The following is a 21,123-nucleotide window of genomic DNA, read 5'->3' on the forward strand; positions in this document are numbered from 1 at the left end:
CATGTATCTGGCTGCTTATGATCAAGCCGGTGAGAGCAGGGCACTCATCTCGGATGCTGTCCCGTCGGGTTGCCGTCTCCACTGGATGGAAGCTCCAGAGCGGCAGACATCCCATACCCGATGGCATCAGTCACAGGTGCTGATTTTGGCCACCGACCGCTGGCCGGAACCGTCCATTGATTTGTTGATCGAGACTTTTTCGCCACGCCATATTGTATTGCTGGATCAGACGCCGGAAAGCCACTGGTATGGCATGCCTTCACGCAACAACCTTCATCTGTGTGATCCTGAACGCCTGGCAGAGACACTGGCGACCTTGGTGCAGGTGTCTGCGTTGCGGCCATCCAGTCGGCTGGCCATGATGTCGGCAAGACCCGAGTTCGACAGCGCGTTGCTGGCCATCTCGCTGGCCTGGCAAATCAGCCGGGATACGCAGCATCAGGGCGATGTCCTGATTCTGGATATCGGGCAGCCCGAAAGTGACATCCCCAGTTACCTCAATCAGCCTGCAGGTATCGATTTTATGAGCCTCGTCGAACGCAGTGCCTGCATAGACAAGAAGTGGCTGGCTGAGCAGGGGGTAGAACTGGCTCCGCGTATCCATGTGATTGGGATGTCAGAGCAGGAATACCCGTCGGCAATGACACAGGCGTCCCTGCAAACCGTCATGGATAAGCTCGAAACCATTTACAGCAGCATCATTGTCAATCTGGTCGGGATGCCGATCTGCCCGCTATTACAGTTGATGGCGCAGCGGTGTGATCAGCACTGGCTGCTGACTGATCAGAAAAATATCAGCTTGGCTCAGACCCGCCGTTTGGCAGAGATGCTTTATCAGGCTGGGGCCCGGCCGGGAGGGGTGAACCTGATCCTGGCACCGTTTTTAACACAGGTGTTGCCGGGCAGGGAGATGATTGCCGCCCAGCTGGAACTGCCTATCCGGGGGGTGTTGCCGTGCGCCCATCCGCTGACAACTGATATTAATGCCGGCACTTTGCTGCCGCCGACTGGGAGATATAAGCAGTTCCTGCGTGAAGTCGACAGGTTACGCACGCTGAAAGCAGAAAAATCCCATTGGCTGGATAAGCTGACCGGGGTGATTGCCAGAGAGGTGAACAATGAGTGATGCGATATGGTGGCCCAGCCGCGAGGTGGCGATTCAGCAGGATGAGTCCCGCCAGGAGCTGAAAGCGGATTTGCACCGTTTTGTTATCGACCGGCTGGAAGATGACGGACTGATGCAGGAAATGGAGCGGCCCGAGTTGCAAACCCATGTGTATGACTATGTGCGCACTTACCTGAAACAACAGCAGGTGGTTGGCTTTCAGAATGAACTGACCGGGCTGGTGAATGAGCTGCTGGATGAAATCCTCGGCTTTGGGCCATTGCAGAACCTGCTTGATGATGACGAGGTCGACGATATCCTCATTAACGGCCCACGGCTGATCTATGTGGAACGCAAAGGGCAGTTGTCCCAAGTGCCGTTTCGTTTCATGAACGATCAGCATGTGCTGCGGGTTATTCGGCGAATGATTGCACCTCTTGGTCGGCGGATTGATGAAGCTAACCCAATGGTGGATGCCCGTCTGCCGGATGGTAGTCGGATTAATGCGGTGATCCCGCCTCTGGCCATTGACGGGCCTTGTTTGTCAGTGCGCAAATTCAAAACCGATTGCATGACGGCAGACACCCTGATCCAGAACGGGGCGATGAGCGTGGCAATGCACCAGTTGCTGAGGCAATGTGCCGCGGCCCGCTGCAACATCTTGATCAGTGGCTCAACCGGGTCGGGTAAAACCACTCTCTTGAATGTGCTCAGCCAGTACATTAACGCCGGTGAGCGGGTGGTCACCATTGAAGACGCCGCCGAGTTGCAGTTGCAAAACGGTCACGTTGTCAGGCTGGAAACCCGCCCGCCGAATTCAGAAGGACAAGGCGAGGTTACGCCGCGGGATCTGCTGAAAAATGCCCTGCGGATGCGGCCAGATCGCATCATTCTCGGGGAAAGCCGCGGCGGTGAAGTGCTGGATGTGCTGCAGGCTATGAATACCGGGCATTCAGGCTCAATGAGTACCCTGCATGCCAATTCACCGCAGGATGCCCTGTTAAGGCTGGAAATGATGGTGACGATGGCCGGCTTCAATTCGACGTCAGCACTGGTCAAACAGATTATCGCCACCGCATTGGATTTGGTAGTGCAGGTTGCGCGATTGCCGAACGGAAAACGAGTGATTACTCACATTGTGGAGATACAGGATGTGGCCGATGGCCAGATTCGAACCCAGCTGCTGTACACCTTTAAAGGCGGCGATTTTTCGAGTGTCGATACGTTATCGACTGCACTGAGAGCATGGTTGGAGGAGGCCGAGTGAATCTGTTGTTTGGGCTGGCTATCGTGTTGTTGTGTGCTGGGGCAGCGTTGTTACTGTTGGCTGCGCGTGCCGGTACACAGGTTGAGGCCGAGCCGTCTGCGGTAGCAAACGCTGACCGTGCATCGGCCAACTCCGCTGTTGGTAAAGCCGAACTGGGTTCGCTCCGGCCTGTTGGGTGGCGCGAGCGTCTGGCCGAACGCTGCCAGAAACTGGGACTGACAACGTCACCGGTATTCTGGACAGCGGTTATCAGCGTTTTTGTTGCAGGAGAGTACGTGATCGCTTACCGGGTGGGTTCCGTCGGTTCTGGGCTCTATGGTGTAGTGCTGGTCGCGTGCATTGTTTTTTGCGGGCAGTGGCGGAAAGTGGCAATCCGGCGCCGGATTCTGTTGCAGCTGCCGGGGCTAGTGGAACAAATCAACCGCCGGGTCAAAGTCGGGATGTCACTGTCGCAGGCGGTCGGGCGCTCCGTCAGTGTCTTGGAAAATCCCCTGCGGGACATTGTTGAGCGTGCCATCCGTCGCGAATCTTTGGGCACTGATCTGGATGCATCGTTTGCCAAAGAAGCCCGGGTAACCGGCGTGAAGGAATTCCAGCTGTTGGGGGCGGTTTTTCGGGTCAACCGGCAGTTTGGCGGCAGTGTAAGCCAGTCGCTGGATAACCTGATTGAGCTGCTGTACCAGAATGAGCGCAGCCAGCGGGAACTGAAGGCGATGACGGGGGAAACCCGGATTACCGCCTGGGTCATGGGCGTTACTCCCTCGGTAATGGCGATGTACTTGTTAGTGACTGATCCGCAGGGAATTCAGACGATGTGGTTGGATCCAGAAGGTCGCCAGGCATTGTATTTTGCATTGGGGGCGCAGGCGGTCGGCGCGCTGGTTTTGTGGCGGATGCTGCGTTCGCTGTCATAACGTGCTGACGCTTCACACTCTCACACTCTCACGCGGTCACGGGAAACGGAATGATGTTGAGGTAAAGCAGGGAGGTCTGCATGTGGTTATCTCTCAGTGTATCAACCGGGTTGTTCATCAGTGGACTGGTGTTACTGGTACTGGCTGCCGGGCTGTTTTTGTGGTCAGTCAGACAACAACGCATCAGGCGTGTAGAGCAGAACCTCGCGCAGCGACTGGGTAAAACCGGACGGCGTGAAGCGGTGATACAACAGAGTCAGGCTTTGTGGAGTCGCACCAAACGGCAGAAGATCCCTTCCCTGGCAGAAGTGCAGCAATTATTGCGCAAGGCGGGGTATATCTCGAACCGGGAACAGACGCTTTGCCTGATGAAACTGTTGGTGACATGGCTGCTAATCCAGTTGCTGGTGGTGATCCCAGTGGTTCAGGGGCAGATCGCCACGGAACAGATGCTGAGTTTACTGGTGATCAGTCTGGCGGGAGGGCTGTACGGTGCCCTGCAATGGCTGAAGCAGAAAGTTGCACAGCGTTCCCGGATCATTGATGAAGAGCTGGTTGTGGGACTCCAGATGATGAAAACCTTGTGGGATGTGGGCTTGTCACTGGAAAGTATTTTGCGAGCCTACTGCCGGGAATTGGGAAATCTGACCCCTGAGCTCACTAAAGAGATGCAGCTTGCGCTGAATAAAATTGAGGCCGGACAGGAGCGCTCAGCCGTGTTCTCCGTGCTTGCCCGTTCAACAGATTCTCAGGGGTTGCAGGATGTCCTGACGATGTTTGCTCAGGTTTCGGATTCCGGCGGCAGCCTGTCGACCTCACTGACTCAGCTGACATTGCTGCTGCGAGATCGACGTCGTACGCAACTGCAGGAGAAAGTCACCAAGTTGTCAGGGAGGATGTCGGTGGTGATGATGATTTTTCTGTTTCCGGCGCTGTTTGTGGTGCTGGCGGGGCCGGGCATGATAGCACTCAGCCAGGCGATCGGTTTTTAAACGCTTTCAGTCGATGCTCTGAGAGCCGTGATTATCAGCATGGAGGCAGGATGGAAATGCAACCCTGTATTTTGAATTGCCGTAAATTTAAATCGCTGCGGCTGGCAACGATCTTCATGGTGACAGGCCTGGTGGGATTAACCGGATGCGCCGGAAAACCTGCAGACACTCAGGCCAGCATGACCAAGCCGGTCGGGGCATGTGGTCAGCAGATTTCTGCCGGAGAAGGCATGTCGCTTTCTCTGATCCAGCAGCAAATTCAGAAAGGCCAGTATTACTCTGCGCTGGCGGAACTGGCGGTGTTACCGGACTCATCGCCCGACAGTCTGCTGATGCAGGCAGACAGTTATCGTAAGCTCGGCAAGTGGGCGGATGCCGAACCCTTATATACCCGACTGGTGGATACCTGCCTGAGTGGCAAAGCCTATCACGGCCTCGGGTTGATTGCGGCCTATCAGGGCAAGGTATCCCCGGCTGTGAAGCTACTGGAAAAAGCAGCCAGAGTGTCGCCTGTCTCAGCGAACATCCGCAATGATCTGGGCTTTCTGATGCTGGTAACTGGTCAGGATAGTCTGGCTTATGATGAACTGCGCACCGCGCTGGAGCTTAATCCGGACCATCAGACCGCAGCCAGAAATTTATGGTTTTTACTGCTCAAGACCCACCGAACGGCGCAGGCTGAGACCCTGGCACAGCGCTATCGCTGGGCCGAGCAGGATCAGCAGGACATGCTGGCGGCCATTGCCCGGTTTCGGCCATTGGATCTGAACCAGGATCCGGCAAGCCGCAAAGGTGGCACTTCGGTGCGCAAGCGTGGTTATTCGTTACTGACGCAGGAGGCTTGGCAATGACAAAAGGCATACACCGTATCACTGGTGGGGATCATATCTTGGGCCGTCTGGTTGATGCCCTGTTGGTGGTGTTTTTACTGGGTACGACAGCAGTCAGCCCGACAATCAGGGCTGAAGCAGGACAAACGTTTCAGCAAAAGCCTCAGCAAAAATCTCGGCAAGAACCTCAGCAAGAAAAAAGCACATTGAATGCTGCGCGCCCGGAATACTTGCCAGTGAGGGGCTCGGCCTCTTATCACGAGGCGGGTTTGGTGCCAATACAGCGCCCTAAAACCACGACGCAGATATGGCTTGAACTGCAGGCGAGCGGCAAGCTGGCGACAGAATATAACGATGCGGTGTTGCCGCAGGCAGCCGAGCAGACTGAGCAGCGGATGCTGAACAGCTTTACCACCCCCATTCCGGCCAAATTTATCTCTGATTCTATGGGCGGCAGCTAGGAAGGATACCAATATGTCGGTGCGCATCGGTGGTGGTATCAGAAAGCGGCAGCAGGGAGCTGTCGGGAGCGGGCTTATTCTGCTGATGATAGCGATGGCCGTATTTTTAGCGTTGGCAGTCGATACCGGGCGATTGTTCTGGGAACAACGACGACTGCAGCAACAGGCTGATCTTGCGGCATTAAGTCTGGGGCGAAGCGGTTGTTATCTCCACGGAGTCAGCCAGAAAAGTGCCATGGAAGCGACGGCTAAATCGGTTCTGGCGGCGAATGGCTTTGACACCAGTAGTGCCAGTTATCGGGTTGATGTCGGCACAGCCAGTATTCACGATAATCACTGGGTGATCGAGACCGGTACTGAGAGCGCATTTCAGGACGCCGCGCGGGTGACCATCAGCAAAAAGGTGGCTGCCAGCCTGTTTCCCCGTCTGCTTTCTGGCTCTTCTGACGCCCAGATGATCACCTTGTCAGCTCAGGCGGGGATCAATAAAAAAGCGAAAGTCGGTTTCGGCGTTGGCTCAACGCTGGTCGATGTCGGGTTGACCAATTCCATTCTCGGCGCGGCACTGGGCGGAAACCTGACACTGGTGTCGTATGACGAGCTGGTCAACACCCGAATCGGACTGGGAACCTTGGTTGCTGCAATGAATCAAGAGCAGCCGCTGGGTGGCGACTCGCTGGAACAACAACTCGATCAGTTGCTGGTCAAAGAGTTGTCTATCGCGCAGCTGATAGACGTGTTGATCACCCAAGTTGGAGCGACGTCAGAAGCCGGTCAGGCTCTTTCCCAGATCCGTAGTGTGGCCAGTGTGTCTTCCCTGCCGTTAATCACCCTGAACGGATTTCTGACGCTGGCCAACGGGAGTGATGACAGTGAAATAGTGGCTATTCATCAAGCGGCGCTCGCTGCCAGCCTGTCTTTATATGATCTTGTTTACGCATCTGTGCTGGCTGCGGTCAATCTCGACAGCCGTACCTTGTCATTGGCGGGAGGAGAGCTGGATCTGGCATCACTGTTGGCACCGTTAACGGAAATCCGTCTGACAGTGACGCAGCCGCCGCAATTTAAAATGGGGCTGCTGCCGTCTCAGGAAAATGACGGGTTCGTTAATGCTGTAAAAACCGCCCAAATAGAGCTGGATTTAAAGGTTAATGCGTTGAGTCTGCTGAGCAGTCTGGATCTGGGGATTATTACGGTGAAAAGCAGTGTCCTTGGGGTCAAGGTTGTGGCAGCAGAAGCCGAAACCCGGCTGCTGGATGTGTCTGGCTGTCAGTGGAGTCAGCAACATACCGTCACGTTTGATTTTGCTACCAAACCCTCGGTGGCAACGATTTTCGTTGGTGATGGTGGGGCAGAAGGCAATGCCGACGATTTCGGTGATATCAGTCAGCCGTTCTCGGTTGTGGTTGATATTCCGGCGCTGTATTCAGATTTGCTGGCGGTAGAAGTCGGGGCCAGTTTTCCGAATTCATCGGCGGCATTTCAGCCCCACAGTGAGCGCTTGACTGCTACCGATATGCTGCCCAAACAATACGCTCAGGTAGCTTCCGGCACCTTGTCTGAGACCGTATCCGGGGCAACCTTGTCTGCCAATTTGAAAACCGCTGACACGGGTGAAGACGTTGATAAAGGTTTGTTAGGAGGCTTGCTTGGCGGTCTTCTGGGGAGCCTGTTGAATGTACTTAACTCGGCATTAAGCCTGATAGACAGTGTGCTGCTTCCTGCTATTTTGCATGATGTGCTGACGCCGGTGGTGACGGAGGTGGTCGATCCTCTGCTGAAAGCTCTGGGGGTATCGGTGGGGCAGGCCGATGTGTTTGTCAGCGATTTCGAACTGGAAGGCGGGGTATTGATCGAATGACAGGTAAGGCGTAAACAAGGAAGCTAACAATAAGGACGAAATGCCCTTGATAAAGAGAACGGGATCACCCTTCCAGAGTTGTCGTAGGGAATTGTTCTGACAGGCAAAATCACTATAACTAGTGCGGTCAGCTAAAGGCAAAGAATCTGAAAGGGTTCGACGCAAAGCCACCGGCCTAACAAGCGCAGATTGCACGACCGTTCATACGCTATCCGGCGTGGTTACTTGTCGCTGTGCTTTATGGCAGCGGGGCTACCTGATTAAGAAAGCACGGCTTTCTTCACATAGCTGGCTTCCCAACGAATTAACTGGAAGCACATCATGAAAAAACGTTTTTCCTTATCATTGAGCGCCGCTACGGTGATGGCCTTGATTCCGTTACAGGTCAGTGCGCACGGCTACACCGATTTTCCCAAAGCCCGGCAAATGTTTTGCGTAGAAGATGGCGGGTATTACTGGCCGACAGACGGCTCTGGCATTCCGAACCAGGCATGTCGGGCCGTTTTTCAGGAATCCGGCGCCTATCCATTTGTTCAGAATCATGAGTTCTCTGCCAATGTGGCGGGCTACACCGACTTGAATGCCGTGAAGGCTGTGGTTGCTGACGGGCAGCTCTGTTATGGCTCGGATCCCAAAAAGAGCGGCATGGGGGTTGCCTCAGGCCAATGGCAGCGGACTGCGATGCAATCCGGTGAGACGTTTCAGCTCAAGTTTCGTGCTACGGCACCACACAACCCGAGTTTCTGGGAAATTTACCTGTCGAAACCGTCTTACAATGCGGCGCACAGCCGCTTGGGGTGGGACGATGTCGAGCTGATTGCCAAACACGGCAATATCGCGAAAACCCAGATAGACGGTCAGGATTACTATGTGATGAACGTGACACTGCCAGCAGGCCGTTCTGGAGATGCGACTCTGCTGACACGCTGGCAGCGGGATGATGCCGCCGGGGAGGGATTCTACAACTGCAGTGATATCCGTTTCGACGGTGAAGCACCGGCAGTTGAATGGCAGCCTCTGGGCGCGTTGATCCCGCAGGGGCTGGAGGCCCAGGTTGGTGATCAGGTGCTGTTCCGTATTTTTGATGGTTCAGGGCAGGAGGTGGTTGAAGTTACGCTTCCTGTAACGGCTGCCAATCAGAGCGTCCATTTGTGGTCGTATGAACTGGCACTAAAGGTCAATGAGCAGTACCACGCAATCACGCAGTTGGGGATGCTGCAATCAACTGGAGAGATCTGGTTTGATCAATCCGATCTGTACGGCAATCAGGTGTATGTGACCAACCGTGATTACCGTTATGCCCTGGATATTCGCGACGGTGAAGTGATCCCGCCGGATCCTGTTGAGCCAAGTGAACCTGGCGAATACGATTTTGTTTACCCCGACAATATTGGCAGTTACGAGCCGGGTAAAACCGTGGTGCTGAGCCGGGACGGCAGCACATACCAATGTCGGCCATTTCCGGAAGGCGGATGGTGTAACATCAATTCGGCCTCACATTATGAGCCGGGTTATGGTTCGAACTGGCAGGATGCCTGGTTGAAACTGTAATCAACCGCGGAAATTCAGAGAAAAGCGCTGGCACAGTCCGGCGCTTTTTTATACCTGAAAGTTCACGAAAATCAGTATGAAACGTCAATGACAGGAAAGTCAGTGTTTACAGTAAAAAACAATGAATCCTGTTTTAAACGGGTTTAGTGATCTGCTTCAAATTAATTTGGTTGCATATCTCGGCAACTTGAATACCTTGCTCAAGATCAATTTGTTGCACATTAATTTGGTGGTAGCTTCTACCCCGCTGGAGTTACACAAGACTGATTACAGGTAGCTTGATCAAAGCCAATCAGTCTCTTGGCCGTTGGTAAGCTAAAGTAATGAGTATTTGATAATTATGGAGAATTATAAATGAGCACTGCGTTCTTTATTCCTACAGTAAACCTCATGGGCGCTGGCTGCCTGACTGAAGCGGCGGATGCAATTAAAGGTCATGGCTTTAAAAAAGCATTGATCGTCACTGACAAAATTCTCAGCCAAATTGGCATGGTTAAGCAAGTTGCTGACCTGCTGGCAGAGCGAAATGTTGAGTCTGTTGTTTTTGATGGGACACAACCAAACCCAACCATTAACAACGTTGAAGCAGGCCTTGAGCTGTTGAAAGCAGGCGGCTGTGACTTTGTTATTTCACTGGGTGGCGGTTCACCGCACGATTGTGCGAAAGGGATTGCGCTGGTTGCAGCGAATGGCGGCAAAATTGCTGACTACGAAGGTGTTGACCGTTCGGCCAAACCACAGTTGCCGCTAGTTGCCATTAACACCACGGCGGGTACTGCATCGGAAATGACGCGTTTTTGTATCATCACTGATGAAGCGCGCCACATCAAGATGGCGATCGTTGACAAGCACACCACGCCGCTGATGTCGGTGAACGATCCTGAGCTGATGCTGGCGAAACCGGCTTCACTGACGGCGGCAACGGGTATGGATGCGCTGACGCACGCCATCGAAGCGTACGTGTCGACAGCTGCAACGCCAATCACTGATGCTGTTGCGATTAAAGCCATTGAACTGATTCAGGCCAACCTGCGTACTGCAGTGAAAGATGGCCAGAATCTGGAAGCGCGTGAACAAATGGCGTATGCCCAGTTCATGGCTGGTATGGCGTTCAACAATGCTTCTCTGGGTTACGTTCATGCAATGGCGCACCAACTGGGTGGTTTCTACGACCTGCCTCACGGTGTATGTAATGCCGTATTGCTACCACACGTTCAGCGCTATAACGCGCAGGTGTGTCCTGAGCGTCTGACAGATGTGGCAAAAGCCATGGGTGTTAACGTTGAGGGTCTGTCTGCTGAGCAAGGCGCAGCGGCTGCGATTGAAGCTATTCAGGCACTGTCTCGCGATGTAGGTATTCCTGCTGGTCTGGAACAGCTGGGCGCGAAGAAAGAAGACATTCCTGTGCTGGCTGATAATGCCCTGAAAGATGCTTGTGGTTTCACCAACCCGAAACAAGCGACACACGAAGAGATTTCTGGCATCTTCGCTGCCGCGTTCTGAATCAGAATCGAAGCAGAGTGATATCACTTCAAAATGCAAAAAAGCGGCCATTGGCCGCTTTTTTTGTGCTCGTCAGTGGTTGTATCAGTAAGCTGTTGGGTTATTTGGCGGGCAGGTTTGCCGGAGGGATCAGCTCCTGAGCGAGGGTCTGCGTTTTCATTGGGGAGTTTTCTGCTGCTTCCGCCTGGCGGGTTGAATAGTGAATCATGCCGTTTTTCCCTTGTTGCTTCACTTCATACATTGCAAAGTCAGCCTGTTGCAACAGATGCGAAACGGTTTTGGCGTGTTTCGGGAATTCACTGGCACCAATACTGGCGGATATGGCATGGAACTCTTTGGCATAGTAAGCAGGGGCTTTGAATGCATCCATCAGGACATCGTCCAGAGACGACACGGGATCGGCCTGCAATTTTTCAATGATGGCAAACTCATCACCTCCCATTCTGGCAACCCGGTAGTGAGCGGCGTTAAGGCAGGACAGGCGCTTGGCGACTTCAACCAGCAGTTCATCTCCGGCCTGATGGCCGAGGGTGTCATTGATTTGTTTAAACCCGTCCAGATCAATCAGATAAAAACGAAACGGCTCATTGTTTTCTGTCAGTTGATCCAGTTTTTGATTCAACCACAGCCGGTTATGAACGCCGGTTAATGAGTCATACATTGCCAGCCGCCGCATCAGGCGGGATTCACTGACCAGGGTATAAAACAAGGCGCCGCCCAAAATAAGGGTCACGACCAGCATGAAGTGAATAATGATTTCAATTTTTTCGGTGGCCTCAACCCGGCGTTTCAAATCGCCGCTGGTCAGGCGGAATTTATTATTCACAAACAGCACCAGGTTCTCGTACTGGTTGCGGGAGGTGTCGACGAGTTCGTGAATGATCTGGGGATCGGGATCATGAGCCAGACTGACCAGCCTGGGCTCGAAGGCTTTAATCAGGTCAAAGTGCTGTTGTATCTGTTCCAGCGCCCCTTCATAGAGGTGAAGGTGAATGATGGCTGAGTTGCTGAGAATGGTTTTGAAACGACTCCAGAGAATCTCATATTGCAGCATCATATCATTGTAATCACTCAGGTTTCCCTGATAACTGCGCAACTGATAATTGAACTCTGCATACTCTTTGGTGAGCTGGAGAATATACCAGTTAGCCTCGTGCTGACTGCTGGAAATGATATCTGAATGGCGCTTGAGTGCACTTACTGCCACTAAAATGCTGAGCACCAGCAGCGGAGTAATGATGATAAGAGCCTTTCTTGTTTTATTTTGTCTCATAGGCAAAAGTACTGCTACTGCTTAATTAATAGGTTTCAATACGGCTAAGTTGCCAAACCATCTTTGCCAAATGTTTCATCTCTGCGGTTTCAGGGTGCTCATCAATGGATATCACAATCCAGTATGGGCCGTAATCTCTGACTTTAAGGTAATGCCCGTTTTGCTTAAGAGCAATCAGCGGATCGTATTGCTTGATGTAGTCCAGCGTCATATCGGTGGCGTAGTTGTTCAGGGCCGATAACTTGATGCGGGGGTGAACCAGAGAAAAATGCTCCAGCAGTGTTTTCAGCCGCACTCCGGTGAAGGTGGACGGGCCTTCAAACCAGGGTAGATGTGTCGTGAGTTCACTTTGTGGCAGGCTTTCAAGCCGATCGCGTTCAAGTTGGATATCCACGCTTTTTCCTTCAGCGTTATACCCGATAAGGTGCAGCGTTGGTGTAAAGGCTTTCGCCGGAAACGAAAGCAACATGCCGATCATGACGATAAGCCAGAAAAGTTTAGCATCCTGCTGAGGCATTCGTTGAACTCCTGAATCATGTTGCCTGCAATATAGTGTAGTTGCTGCAGACGAAATAAGGACAACCCTAAATAATAAAGTTGTTATCAGTAAATCAGGCTGGTTTTTATTTTATTTATTTAAAATCAATCTATTAATTGAATGCATGACGAATAAAATTAAGGCGAAAGCCATATTAAATTGGAAAAGTTTGAGGTGGGTTACGTTTGGAGGGAGTCATTTATTTGGCGCTCGTCACAGGTTACCGGGCTGAGGCTGGCAAGTGGAAGGGGAAGCGTATGACAGATCTCAAACTGCGCATCGCTGAGTCAAGAAAGCCGTTATCCCTTACGGCACGCCAGCATGGTCATTCGGCCGTTCAGCCGGCAAACCGGGTTGCCGACTGAAGGATGTTATAGCAGCGGACTGAACATGTAGAAAAACTGCTCAACCAGTTTGTTGATGATCGGGCGTTTTTCCCATTCTTCCGGCCTGACCCGCGTCGACTGCTTGATGTATTCCTGCTGTACCCAATTGAGTTGCTGGGTGAACTCAGCATTGTCTACCGCCAGCGTGACCTCAAAGTTCAGCCACAGGCTGCGCATATCCAGGTTCACCGTGCCAATCAGGCAGTGATTACGGTCGATCACAACCGACTTGGTATGCAGCAGGCCACCATGGAAACGGTGAATGCGCACCCCCGCATTCAGCAGTTCCGAGAAGAAAGAGCGGCTGGCCCATTCCACCATCAGTGAGTCGTTCTTATCCGGAATCACCAGATCCACCGCGACACCGCGCTGCGCGGCAGCTTTCATGGCATGGAGCAGGTTCTCACTCGGTACAAAATACGGAGTGGTGATTACCACGCTTTCTTTGGCTTGATAGATACTCAGCAGCAGCACCTGATGGATGATTTCATCCGGCATCCCCGGTCCGGATGGGATCACCTGTACCGTGTCCGCATCATCGGACACGGAAGGCACATGACACTCCGGCAGGCGAGGCAGGTAGCGTTCGCCGGTTTCAACTTCCCAGTCCCAGGCCTGAATGGTGTTCAGTACCGTGACTGACGGACCGGTCATTCTGACCATCACATCAATCCACTGGCCGACACCAGCATTCGTCTTGAAATAAGCGGGATCGACTAGGTTCATCGAGCCGGTAAAACCAATGCGGCTATCGATCACCACAATTTTCCGGTGCTGGCGCAAATCCATGCGGCGCAGGAAAACCCGCAACGGTGATACCGCCAGTGCTTCTACCAGCTGTATACCGGCATGACGCATTAGCCGCGGCCAGTGCGAGCGGAAAAAGCGCATACTACCGGCTGAATCGAGCAGGATGCGAATCTCAACTCCCCGCTTGGCAGCCATGATTAACGCTGTGGCAATCTCATCGGCCAGCCCGCCCGGATGCCAGATATAAAACTCCATATGGATCGAAGACTTCGCCTGATGGATATCGTCAATCAGCGAGCGGAGAATTGCTTGAGGAGAGTCCTGCAGCGACAGGCTGTTGCCACTCAATGCCGGAATGCCCAGCCGGTTTTCGCACAGGTCGTTCAGCGGGCGGGCATGCTCGCTCATCAGGTGAGGCTGGTGGCCGGGACAGTCGTTGAGACGCTGGAACCATTCAGCAAAGGGATCAAACATGTCACGGGCGCGTTCAGCCCGTTTTCTGCCCAGATTTAGCTCGCCTAACAGGAGATAGGCCATGATACCGCCGATCGGAATGATATAGATGATAAGTAACCATGCCAGGGAGACACCGACTACCCTGCGCTTAAAGACGATGCGCAAGGTGACGGCGGCAATACTCAGCCAGTATATGAACAAGCTGGCCCAGGCCAAGACTTGATAAAACTTTTCCATTCAGTGGGTTGATAGCAACAGAACATGTGTCTTTATTGTGCATTGAAACTGGGGGAATACCAGCGAAATTTACAATATGTGACTTTTATCGCAGCAAATTCACGAATTTTCGCAAGACGAGATTCGGAGCGATCGCTCTCTGTTTTTGCCGCATTATCTGAATGAATGGGGGAAGGGATCGGCGTGTGCGGGATCGAATTGCGATGCTGTCTTAAAGGCAAGCTGGTTTCCTGCTCAATCTTGATTACATTGATATTAAGCGATTGTATGAACCGGGCGTGAAGTCATCCCATCCGTACCGGCTACTCGCGACAATGACTTTTTGCTACAGGTTCATGGCACATCGGTATTTTCAAAAAGAGTAGTGGTATGGCGAGTGCATCCCGGGCGCAGTTCAGTTCACGTTTTGGCTTCATTCTGGCCGCCGCTGGTTCAGCGGTCGGACTGGGAAACATCTGGGGATTTCCGACACAGGCGGCAAACAACGGCGGCGGCGTTTTCATTGTCGTCTACACCCTGATGGTGATCGGCCTGGCTTACCCATTGCTGGTGGCGGAGCTGACTATCGGCCGTTACGGTCAGGCGAATCCGGTGCAGTCGTTACGGTCGATTCTGCCATCCGGCAGCCGCTGGCTGGGCACATTGCTCGCATTGGTCGGACTTACGGCGGCATCCTGCATTCTGAGCTTTTACGCTATTCTGGCAGGCTGGCTGGTGGGTTATTTCCTCAGTCCGATCCTTGAAGCCATCGGGCTGACCGGGGTATCACAGTGGCTGGAGACATTTTCTATCGGCCGCAATCTGTTTTTGATGCTGCTGTTTATGTGGGCAACTATCCATGTGGTGAAAAGCGGGGTAGCGGAAGGCATTGAGCGCTGGTCAACCCGGCTGATGCCGATTCTGGTGCTGCTGTTTGTGGTACTGATTGGATATATCTTCACTCAGGATGGCGCGGTTGACGGTCTGAAATTATTTCTGATTCCGGATTTCAGCCAGATTCACCCGGCCCTGATTCACAGTGCCATGGGACAGGCATTTTTCTCGTTGTCGTTGGGAGTCTGCACCATGATGGTGTACGGCTCGTACCTTAAAAAAGACGCTAACCTGCCGCGGACGGCAGCGGAAGTGGCTCTGATTGATACTGCGATTGCGTTTATTGCCGGCCTGCTTATCCTGCCGGCGATGTTTGTGGCGCAGAATCATGGCGTGACGATTTATAATGATGACGGGCAACTGGCCAGCTCCGGCACGCTGGTGTTTGATGTGCTGCCAGCGATGTTCGATACCATGGGCGCACCGGGATACCTGGTCGCCTCGATTTTCTTTGCCCTGATGGTCATCGCCGCGCTGACATCGTCGATTTCATTGCTGGAAGTGCCGGTGGCCGCTGCGGTAGAAGAATTGTCCCAGCCCCGAAACTATGCCGCGTGGACAATTGGCGGGATGATCAGTGCATTGTCTGCCGTCATTATTTTCTATTTCGATCCTCTGTTTGACTGGGTGATTGTGGCATCCACCGAATACGCCCAGCCGATACTGGGGCTGATCTTTGCGTTGCTGGTCGGCTGGATTTGGCATCGCGATCAGGTGCTGGAGGAGCTGCAGAAAGGCAACCCGGCGATTGCCGCCGGGTGGTTTTGGAAAATCTGGCCGGTGTATGTGCGTGTGGTTTGCCCGTTACTGATGTTGTACGTGTTCTTTGCCTGAATCCTGCGTCCGGCTTGGTCTCATCGTCATGGTTGTTTATACTGCGCCCGGTTTTGACTGCAACCGTTTTTGACAGAAATGAGTTTTCCTATGTTTACCCTGCTTTACCAGCATCCGGACTTTCTGGTTATTAATAAACACCCCGGCGTCAGCGTGCATAAAGATGATAATGATCAGCCTTTGCTGGCGGAAATTGCCCGTCAGACTGGTGATGAAAAGCTGTACCTGATCCACCGGTTGGACAAAATGACCTCGGGTCTGTTGCTGCTGGGGAGAAACCGGGAGGCGGCGGCTCTGTTATCGGCAAATTTTGCCAACCGGAATGTCGAAAAATATTACCTGGCAATTGGCAGTAAGAAGCCGAAAAAAAAGCAGGGGGTAGTGATTGGCGACATGACCCGCTCACGGCGAAGCAGCTGGAAGCTGGAAACCACGCGTGACAATCCGGCCATTACCCAGTTCTTTTCGACAGCGGCCGGGCAGGGGCGGCGCTTGTTCCTGTGTAAACCGCATACGGGAAAAACCCATCAGATTCGTGTTGCACTGCGCAGCGTTGGCTCTGGGATCACTGGCGATGATATCTACGGTTCAGAAGCGGCAGATCGTGGCTACCTTCATGCTTATGCTTTGTGTTTTCCATACCAGGGGACGATGAGGCAGTTTGTCTGTCTGCCTGAGCAGGGCGAATTGTGGGCTTTACCGGAAACACAACAGGCGCTGGCAGACTGGCAGCAGCCCTGGACTCTGGATTGGCCGGTATTGCCGGGTAAAAAGGCATAATGTTAATAAAATGTAGGGTTTGCGACAAAAGGCACCATAATGCCATATTTTGATGGTTTTTCCTGCATATGAGCTTGCGGCATGGGCGCTGTGATAGCCGAATAAAGCAAAATCCTTTATCCTACCGGTCTAGGAATTACCCTAGACCGAGGAAATTATGCGCCTATCCCGCTCTGTGTCGCTGAGAATGCGACTGAAAAAGAAAAAGTCCCAATCTCGATTTTGGGGGCTGGCGCAGTCAAGACGACACCATAAGCTGCTCAAGCAACGCGCCCGCCGTTCCCGGCAAGTCCGTCTCCAGGCTGAATATGTCCACCTTGCCAGCCACCGTATACCTGAACTCGAACAACTCAAACTGGTCGCATGACGGGAATGTCCCCTCAGCGCGCTATTGCTGCCTGCCGTTTGCGGGTAAACTAGCGGCTGTTGTTTGATCCTGCGCAGAACGTCATTGAGGACATTCGTGCTCTGGCCTGTTTTCCCTTGTAAAGCTGAATAAAGAATGAAAATTGAAGCCCTGAAAGAATTAGTTGACCGAATTGAGAATTTACTCAGTGAGCCACCGAAAGAATTGCGCCGTCTGTTCCACGGGCGTGGTCAAACAGTGGATGGGCTGGAGCAGATTACGGTTGATTGGCTGCAAGGCCAGTTGGTTGTCGCCGTATTCAAGCAGCAGGACGATGATTTTATTCAGGCTCTTGAGTCGGAATTGCTGGCGTTAACAACCAGAGACGTCTGGAGCAAGGCCGAGGGCTACGCGATTCTGATACAACACCGCTATCAAGAACTGGCGCCGACGCAGGTGTTGTGGGGCGAAGAGAATGTCTACCCTGTTGGGGTCGAAAATGGCCTGAAATACCAACTAGAGCTTAAGAAAAACCAGAATATGGGGCTTTTTCTGGATATGCGCTATGGCCGTAAGTGGGTGCAGGAAAACAGTCAGGGTAAATCTGTTCTCAACTTATTCGCTTACACATGTGGTTTCTCCGTCGCAGCAATTGAAGGGGGCGCCACGCAGGTGGTAAACCTGGATATGGCCAAAGCGTCACTGAGTCGCGGGCGTGATAATCATAGATTGAATCAGCATGATTTATCGAAAGTGAAGTTTTTGGGGCATGATCTGTTTAAATCCTGGGGTAAGTTGAAGAAACTGGGCCCGTATGATCTGATTATTATCGATCCGCCAAGTTTCCAAAAAAATAGTTTTGTCATGACTCAGGATTATCAGAAGATTCTTCGTCGCCTGCCTAGCTTGTTATCAGCAAGTGGTGAGGTTCTGGCATGTGTTAACTCACCGGCCATCTCCACGCAGTTTTTAATTGATGGCATGGCCGCCGAAGCCCCTGAATTACAATTTATTGGGCGATTAGAGAATCCACCTGAATTTGAGGACATTGATCCTGAAAAAGGGTTGAAAGTGATGAGATTCACTTATTAGTTCTTCGTTCTCGCTGTACCCTGTTAAAGCGCTATCGTTCGATAGCGCTTTTTTGTTTAAAGTCTTGGTGTTTACTCTGAAGCCAGTTCCATTTGAGCCGCGTATCTTTGGTTGTCAACAATATACAGCCATCCCCCTCGGTATGGGGTCGCTAAGATGGCATTGATGTTTTGTGCTATATCCGGCTTTTTTTGAATCAGGACGGTATACCCCTGCGTTTCTTGCAGATAGTTTTGCAGCGCGTTGGGATTGTTTGGGGCTTGTTCGATAGGTGCGGTTAATTTACCGGCATAGCCAAAAGTATTTTGGTATTTTCCGACGTAAGCGACTTTGTTCCCTTGCCGTTGCAGAGCGTTGATCTGCTGAGCGATCGGCGTAACGTTATAAATTTCATTGATCATCGGGGAAATGCTGGCGAGCAGCGCCGATAAGCTCAGTAGCACCGCAATGATATGTAATGCCAGTCGGGAGGAGGTCAGGACGTTAGGCTTCATGACCAGTGCAGTCAGCACTAAAGGTAACACGCCCCACCAAGGGATGACATTCGCGCTCTCTGCATTGCGAAATACCTGTGGTGCCCATAATGAGGCACTGAATATCGCAATGGTGGCGGCTGCCAGAAAGATAATGACGACAGGCTCAAGGTTGAATTTTTCAGGTCTGAGTTTGTTGCTTGCCCAGATAGCAAGCACCGGAAAAGCGGGAAACAGATAATGGAGCTGCTTACCGCTGAAGCAGCTGAATACGGCCAGGATAATTGTGAACATTGCCAGACAGAATTTGTCGCTGTTCTGGTTGTTGTTCCAGAGGCCACTGCGCCAGAACCCAACTAAGAACGGCCAGGGAAAAATGAGCACAGGCAGTAACAACAGGTACCAGTAGAAAGGTCTTGCATGAGCAAACGACTCATGAATCCGTCCTGCGGATTGTCCCCAAAAAATCGCATAGGCATAATCTTGGCCTCCGACCACCGCAGCCGGAATCGCCCAGGCGAGAATGATCAATATGCCAATGGCAGCCATGACTACACTCGCCTTGAGGATGGCGGTGTGATTAGCCTGCGGGTCAGGGTTCCACCATTTGACCAGTGCCACGAAGGGAATCAGATAAATAAAGGTGACCGGCCCTTTTGTCAGCAACCCTAATCCTATTGCCACGCCACCAGACATTATCCATACCATCTGACGGGTCTCGGCATACTTCCACACGGACAACATGGCGGTCTGTACAAAAACCGTCAACAGCAAATCGAACATGATCATGCCTGAATACAGAAACCATCCTAAGCCGCTGCAGAGTACTAACGGAGCCAGAGCGGCTGCCTGCGGGTTGTCGGGGTAGATTTTCTGCGCCAGTTTTCTGATCAGAAAAAGATTGAGTAAAACGAACAGCGGAATGGTAAGGCGAGTAATGAATTCCGATGTACCAAACAGTGTCCACATCGAACTGAACAGCCAGAACAGCAGTGGTGGCTTGTGGGAATAGGGCAGTCCGTTGGCGTGCGGTACCAGCCATGTGTTATTCAGCCACATTTCCCAGGCAACAGAGACGTAGCGCGTTTCATCGATGGGCAAAATAGGCCGGTAAAGGAAGTTGATAGCAATAAAGAACAGAGTGATCGCACACGCTATGAAAGGATAAGTAAGCTGTTGTCTGGCTGTCATATTTCCCATCTTTTTATCAGTTATCAGTTATCAGTTATCAGTCAAAAGGCCATTTACAGGGAATGAACGTGTTGCATTACTACGGGATTATGCGTACTGCGGTTTAAAATGTGATGACAACGTACATGGGGAAGTGCACACGCTGACGGCGTATTACATTGCAATCAGTTATGTTTATCCCTGCACATGTGATTTATTTCCATCAATTGCATGAACGCTTCGAACCTGGTGGACGTTTTTATGCAGTGCCATCAATGAGTATGGATGAGTTTTTTTCTGTCAGGACAAGCCTTACGAAAAAATTGGTTTGATCTGTTTACTCACGTGTTGATACGTAAACCGTCGCAGGGCCATTCTGACGGTAAACAAGGTTTGAATGCGGTATTAGCATGAGTATGAGTATGAGTATGAGTATGAATTGCGAAGGTTGAGGCACGGTTGGACAGGTTGGTCATTGATTGGGTAAAGGAAAGAGTAAAGGGCAGACAAAGGCTGATTTACGGCACAGTCTTCGAAACCGGTTTTTTAGGGCCAGCTCTATTTTAGGGCTTGCCATTGGAAGTGCCGTTAACAGAAGCGCTGTTCAGTCAAAAAATAACGCCAGCAGCAGCTGGCGTTTTGGTAACGGGTGAAAGACCGGTATCTGGTGATCAGGACTTTGCTGCGCCTTGGGCAAGCTGATTACAGATTGCCGCGGTGATTGGTTGTGTGACCATAGGGCGGCCGCGCATGTCCATAATCACGATCGTGTAGCTGACGCCTTCACTCACCAGAGGGCTCAGTTCACTGCTGTTGCAGTAACTGGCGGCCGCGTTTTGCGCTGCCATAGTGGGTGGGGTTTTACCGCCACCCCCGTAGAGGATGGTGATCTCAACGTTCTTTTCGCGCGCCTGCGCTTTCATGATCTGGTACTGATCAATCTTGGCATACGGCGCTTTACTGTTGATTGCCATCGCACGTGACTTAGCCAGGTCAAATACCGCCTGATCTTTAGAATTCGATGCACAACCTGCCAGCAGCATCGCCGCCATGACAGCGAGCGTTCGTTTCAGCATAACTTTGAGTCTCACGTTAAAGTGTTATGGCAACACCTTCTTGAAGGGTTTCACGATGACTTTCTCATAGACACCGGCTTCGATATACGGATCCGCGTCAGCCCACGCTTGTGCCTCTTCCAGAGACGGGAATTCCGCAATCACAGTGGAGCCGGTAAAACCAGCTTCGCCCGGATTGTCACTGTCAATCGCAGGCATAGGTCCTGCCACCAGCAGACGACCTTCTTCTTGCAGATCTTTCAGGCGGGCAAGGTGCTTTTCACGGACGCTCAGGCGGCGCTCTAGGCTGTTTTCAACGTCCTGGGAAAAAATAACGTACCACATGTGTGTCTCTCCTTGTTTGCTCTCACACTAG

18 protein-coding genes and 1 riboswitch are annotated in these 21,123 nt (G+C 52.1%); of the genes, 12 read left to right on the plus strand and 6 right to left on the minus strand.

The features are described from left to right. Position 1 precedes the first annotated feature (1 nt). From FH974_RS05205 to yiaY, 9 genes are all read left to right on the plus strand, one after another. Entirely contained in the window at positions 2-1,126 is a 1,125-nt protein-coding gene (locus FH974_RS05205) for a P-loop NTPase family protein (protein ID WP_047883299.1), read from the plus strand. Further along, the gene (locus FH974_RS05210) at positions 1,119-2,372 is read left to right on the plus strand and encodes a TadA family conjugal transfer-associated ATPase (RefSeq protein ID WP_047883300.1); all 1,254 of its coding nucleotides are present in this window, start codon (positions 1,119-1,121) and stop codon (positions 2,370-2,372) included. Before FH974_RS05205 ends, FH974_RS05210 begins: the two co-directional genes overlap by 8 nt. Then, positions 2,369-3,286, plus strand: a complete 918-nt coding sequence (locus FH974_RS05215; protein WP_053061694.1) for a type II secretion system F family protein — start codon at positions 2,369-2,371, stop codon at positions 3,284-3,286. The genes FH974_RS05210 and FH974_RS05215 overlap by 4 nt, the downstream gene beginning before the upstream one ends. Before the next feature lie 80 nt (positions 3,287-3,366). Then, positions 3,367-4,278 carry a type II secretion system F family protein gene (locus FH974_RS05220; protein WP_053061695.1) on the plus strand — a complete coding sequence of 304 codons (912 nt, stop codon included), beginning with the start codon at positions 3,367-3,369 and terminating at the stop codon, positions 4,276-4,278. A 50-nt stretch (positions 4,279-4,328) separates the two neighbouring features. Then, entirely contained in the window at positions 4,329-5,129 is an 801-nt protein-coding gene (locus tag FH974_RS05225) for a tetratricopeptide repeat protein (protein ID WP_053061696.1), read from the plus strand. After that, on the plus strand, positions 5,126-5,569 hold the full coding sequence (locus FH974_RS05230) for a DUF3613 domain-containing protein (protein ID WP_047883301.1): 444 nt from the start codon (positions 5,126-5,128) through the stop codon (positions 5,567-5,569). The genes FH974_RS05225 and FH974_RS05230 overlap by 4 nt, the downstream gene beginning before the upstream one ends. 13 nt (positions 5,570-5,582) lie before the next feature. Beyond that, positions 5,583-7,430 (plus strand): pilus assembly protein TadG-related protein, encoded by a 1,848-nt coding sequence (locus FH974_RS05235; protein WP_207103534.1) that lies wholly within the window; start codon positions 5,583-5,585, stop codon positions 7,428-7,430. A 126-nt stretch (positions 7,431-7,556) separates the two neighbouring features. After that, positions 7,557-7,690, plus strand: a riboswitch (cyclic di-GMP riboswitch). Positions 7,691-7,751: 61 nt separating this feature from the next. Beyond that, the gene (locus FH974_RS05240) at positions 7,752-8,981 is read left to right on the plus strand and encodes a lytic polysaccharide monooxygenase (protein ID WP_207103535.1); all 1,230 of its coding nucleotides are present in this window, start codon (positions 7,752-7,754) and stop codon (positions 8,979-8,981) included. A gap of 354 nt (positions 8,982-9,335) precedes the next feature. Next, complete coding sequence (yiaY, locus tag FH974_RS05245; protein ID WP_207103536.1) at positions 9,336-10,484, plus strand: L-threonine dehydrogenase; 1,149 nt, start codon at positions 9,336-9,338, stop codon at positions 10,482-10,484. Positions 10,485-10,584: 100 nt separating this feature from the next. Here yiaY and FH974_RS05250 read toward each other — a convergent pair whose 3' ends face one another. The 3 genes from FH974_RS05250 to cls all read right to left on the minus strand — a co-directional run bounded on the left by FH974_RS05250 (position 10,585) and on the right by cls (position 14,124). Further along, positions 10,585-11,757 (minus strand): GGDEF domain-containing protein, encoded by a 1,173-nt coding sequence (locus FH974_RS05250; RefSeq protein ID WP_047883304.1) that lies wholly within the window; start codon positions 11,755-11,757, stop codon positions 10,585-10,587. A 25-nt stretch (positions 11,758-11,782) separates the two neighbouring features. Then, entirely contained in the window at positions 11,783-12,274 is a 492-nt protein-coding gene (locus FH974_RS05255; protein ID WP_053061698.1) for a putative pterin-binding protein, read from the minus strand. 392 nt (positions 12,275-12,666) lie between these two features. Next, positions 12,667-14,124 carry a cardiolipin synthase gene (gene cls, locus FH974_RS05260; protein WP_207103537.1) on the minus strand — a complete coding sequence of 486 codons (1,458 nt, stop codon included), beginning with the start codon at positions 14,122-14,124 and terminating at the stop codon, positions 12,667-12,669. Positions 14,125-14,493: 369 nt separating this feature from the next. On the opposite strand from cls, the gene FH974_RS05265 reads away from it, so the two are divergent. From FH974_RS05265 to FH974_RS05275, 3 genes are all read left to right on the plus strand, one after another. Beyond that, positions 14,494-15,831: a sodium-dependent transporter gene (locus tag FH974_RS05265; RefSeq protein ID WP_207103538.1), complete on the plus strand. Its 1,338-nt coding sequence runs from the start codon at positions 14,494-14,496 to the stop codon at positions 15,829-15,831. A gap of 90 nt (positions 15,832-15,921) precedes the next feature. Next, positions 15,922-16,611, plus strand: coding sequence for a TIGR01621 family pseudouridine synthase (locus FH974_RS05270; protein WP_207103539.1), 690 nt, complete (start codon positions 15,922-15,924; stop codon positions 16,609-16,611). Between the two features lie 502 nt (positions 16,612-17,113). After that, complete coding sequence (locus tag FH974_RS05275) at positions 17,114-18,049, plus strand: class I SAM-dependent methyltransferase (RefSeq protein WP_207103540.1); 936 nt, start codon at positions 17,114-17,116, stop codon at positions 18,047-18,049. Positions 18,050-18,120: 71 nt separating this feature from the next. On the opposite strand, the gene FH974_RS05280 is transcribed toward FH974_RS05275, so the two are convergent. The 3 genes from FH974_RS05280 to FH974_RS05290 all read right to left on the minus strand — a co-directional run bounded on the left by FH974_RS05280 (position 18,121) and on the right by FH974_RS05290 (position 21,092). Beyond that, complete coding sequence (locus FH974_RS05280; RefSeq protein ID WP_207103541.1) at positions 18,121-19,713, minus strand: ArnT family glycosyltransferase; 1,593 nt, start codon at positions 19,711-19,713, stop codon at positions 18,121-18,123. Positions 19,714-20,363: 650 nt separating this feature from the next. Beyond that, complete coding sequence (locus FH974_RS05285) at positions 20,364-20,768, minus strand: GspS/AspS pilotin family protein (RefSeq protein WP_047883310.1); 405 nt, start codon at positions 20,766-20,768, stop codon at positions 20,364-20,366. A 24-nt stretch (positions 20,769-20,792) separates the two neighbouring features. Next, entirely contained in the window at positions 20,793-21,092 is a 300-nt protein-coding gene (locus FH974_RS05290; protein ID WP_047883311.1) for a YciI family protein, read from the minus strand. Between the last annotated feature and the right edge of the window lie 31 nt (positions 21,093-21,123).

The organism is Photobacterium ganghwense, from assembly GCF_017329545.1.
In the GTDB taxonomy this organism is placed as follows: Bacteria; Pseudomonadota; Gammaproteobacteria; order Enterobacterales; family Vibrionaceae; genus Photobacterium; species Photobacterium ganghwense.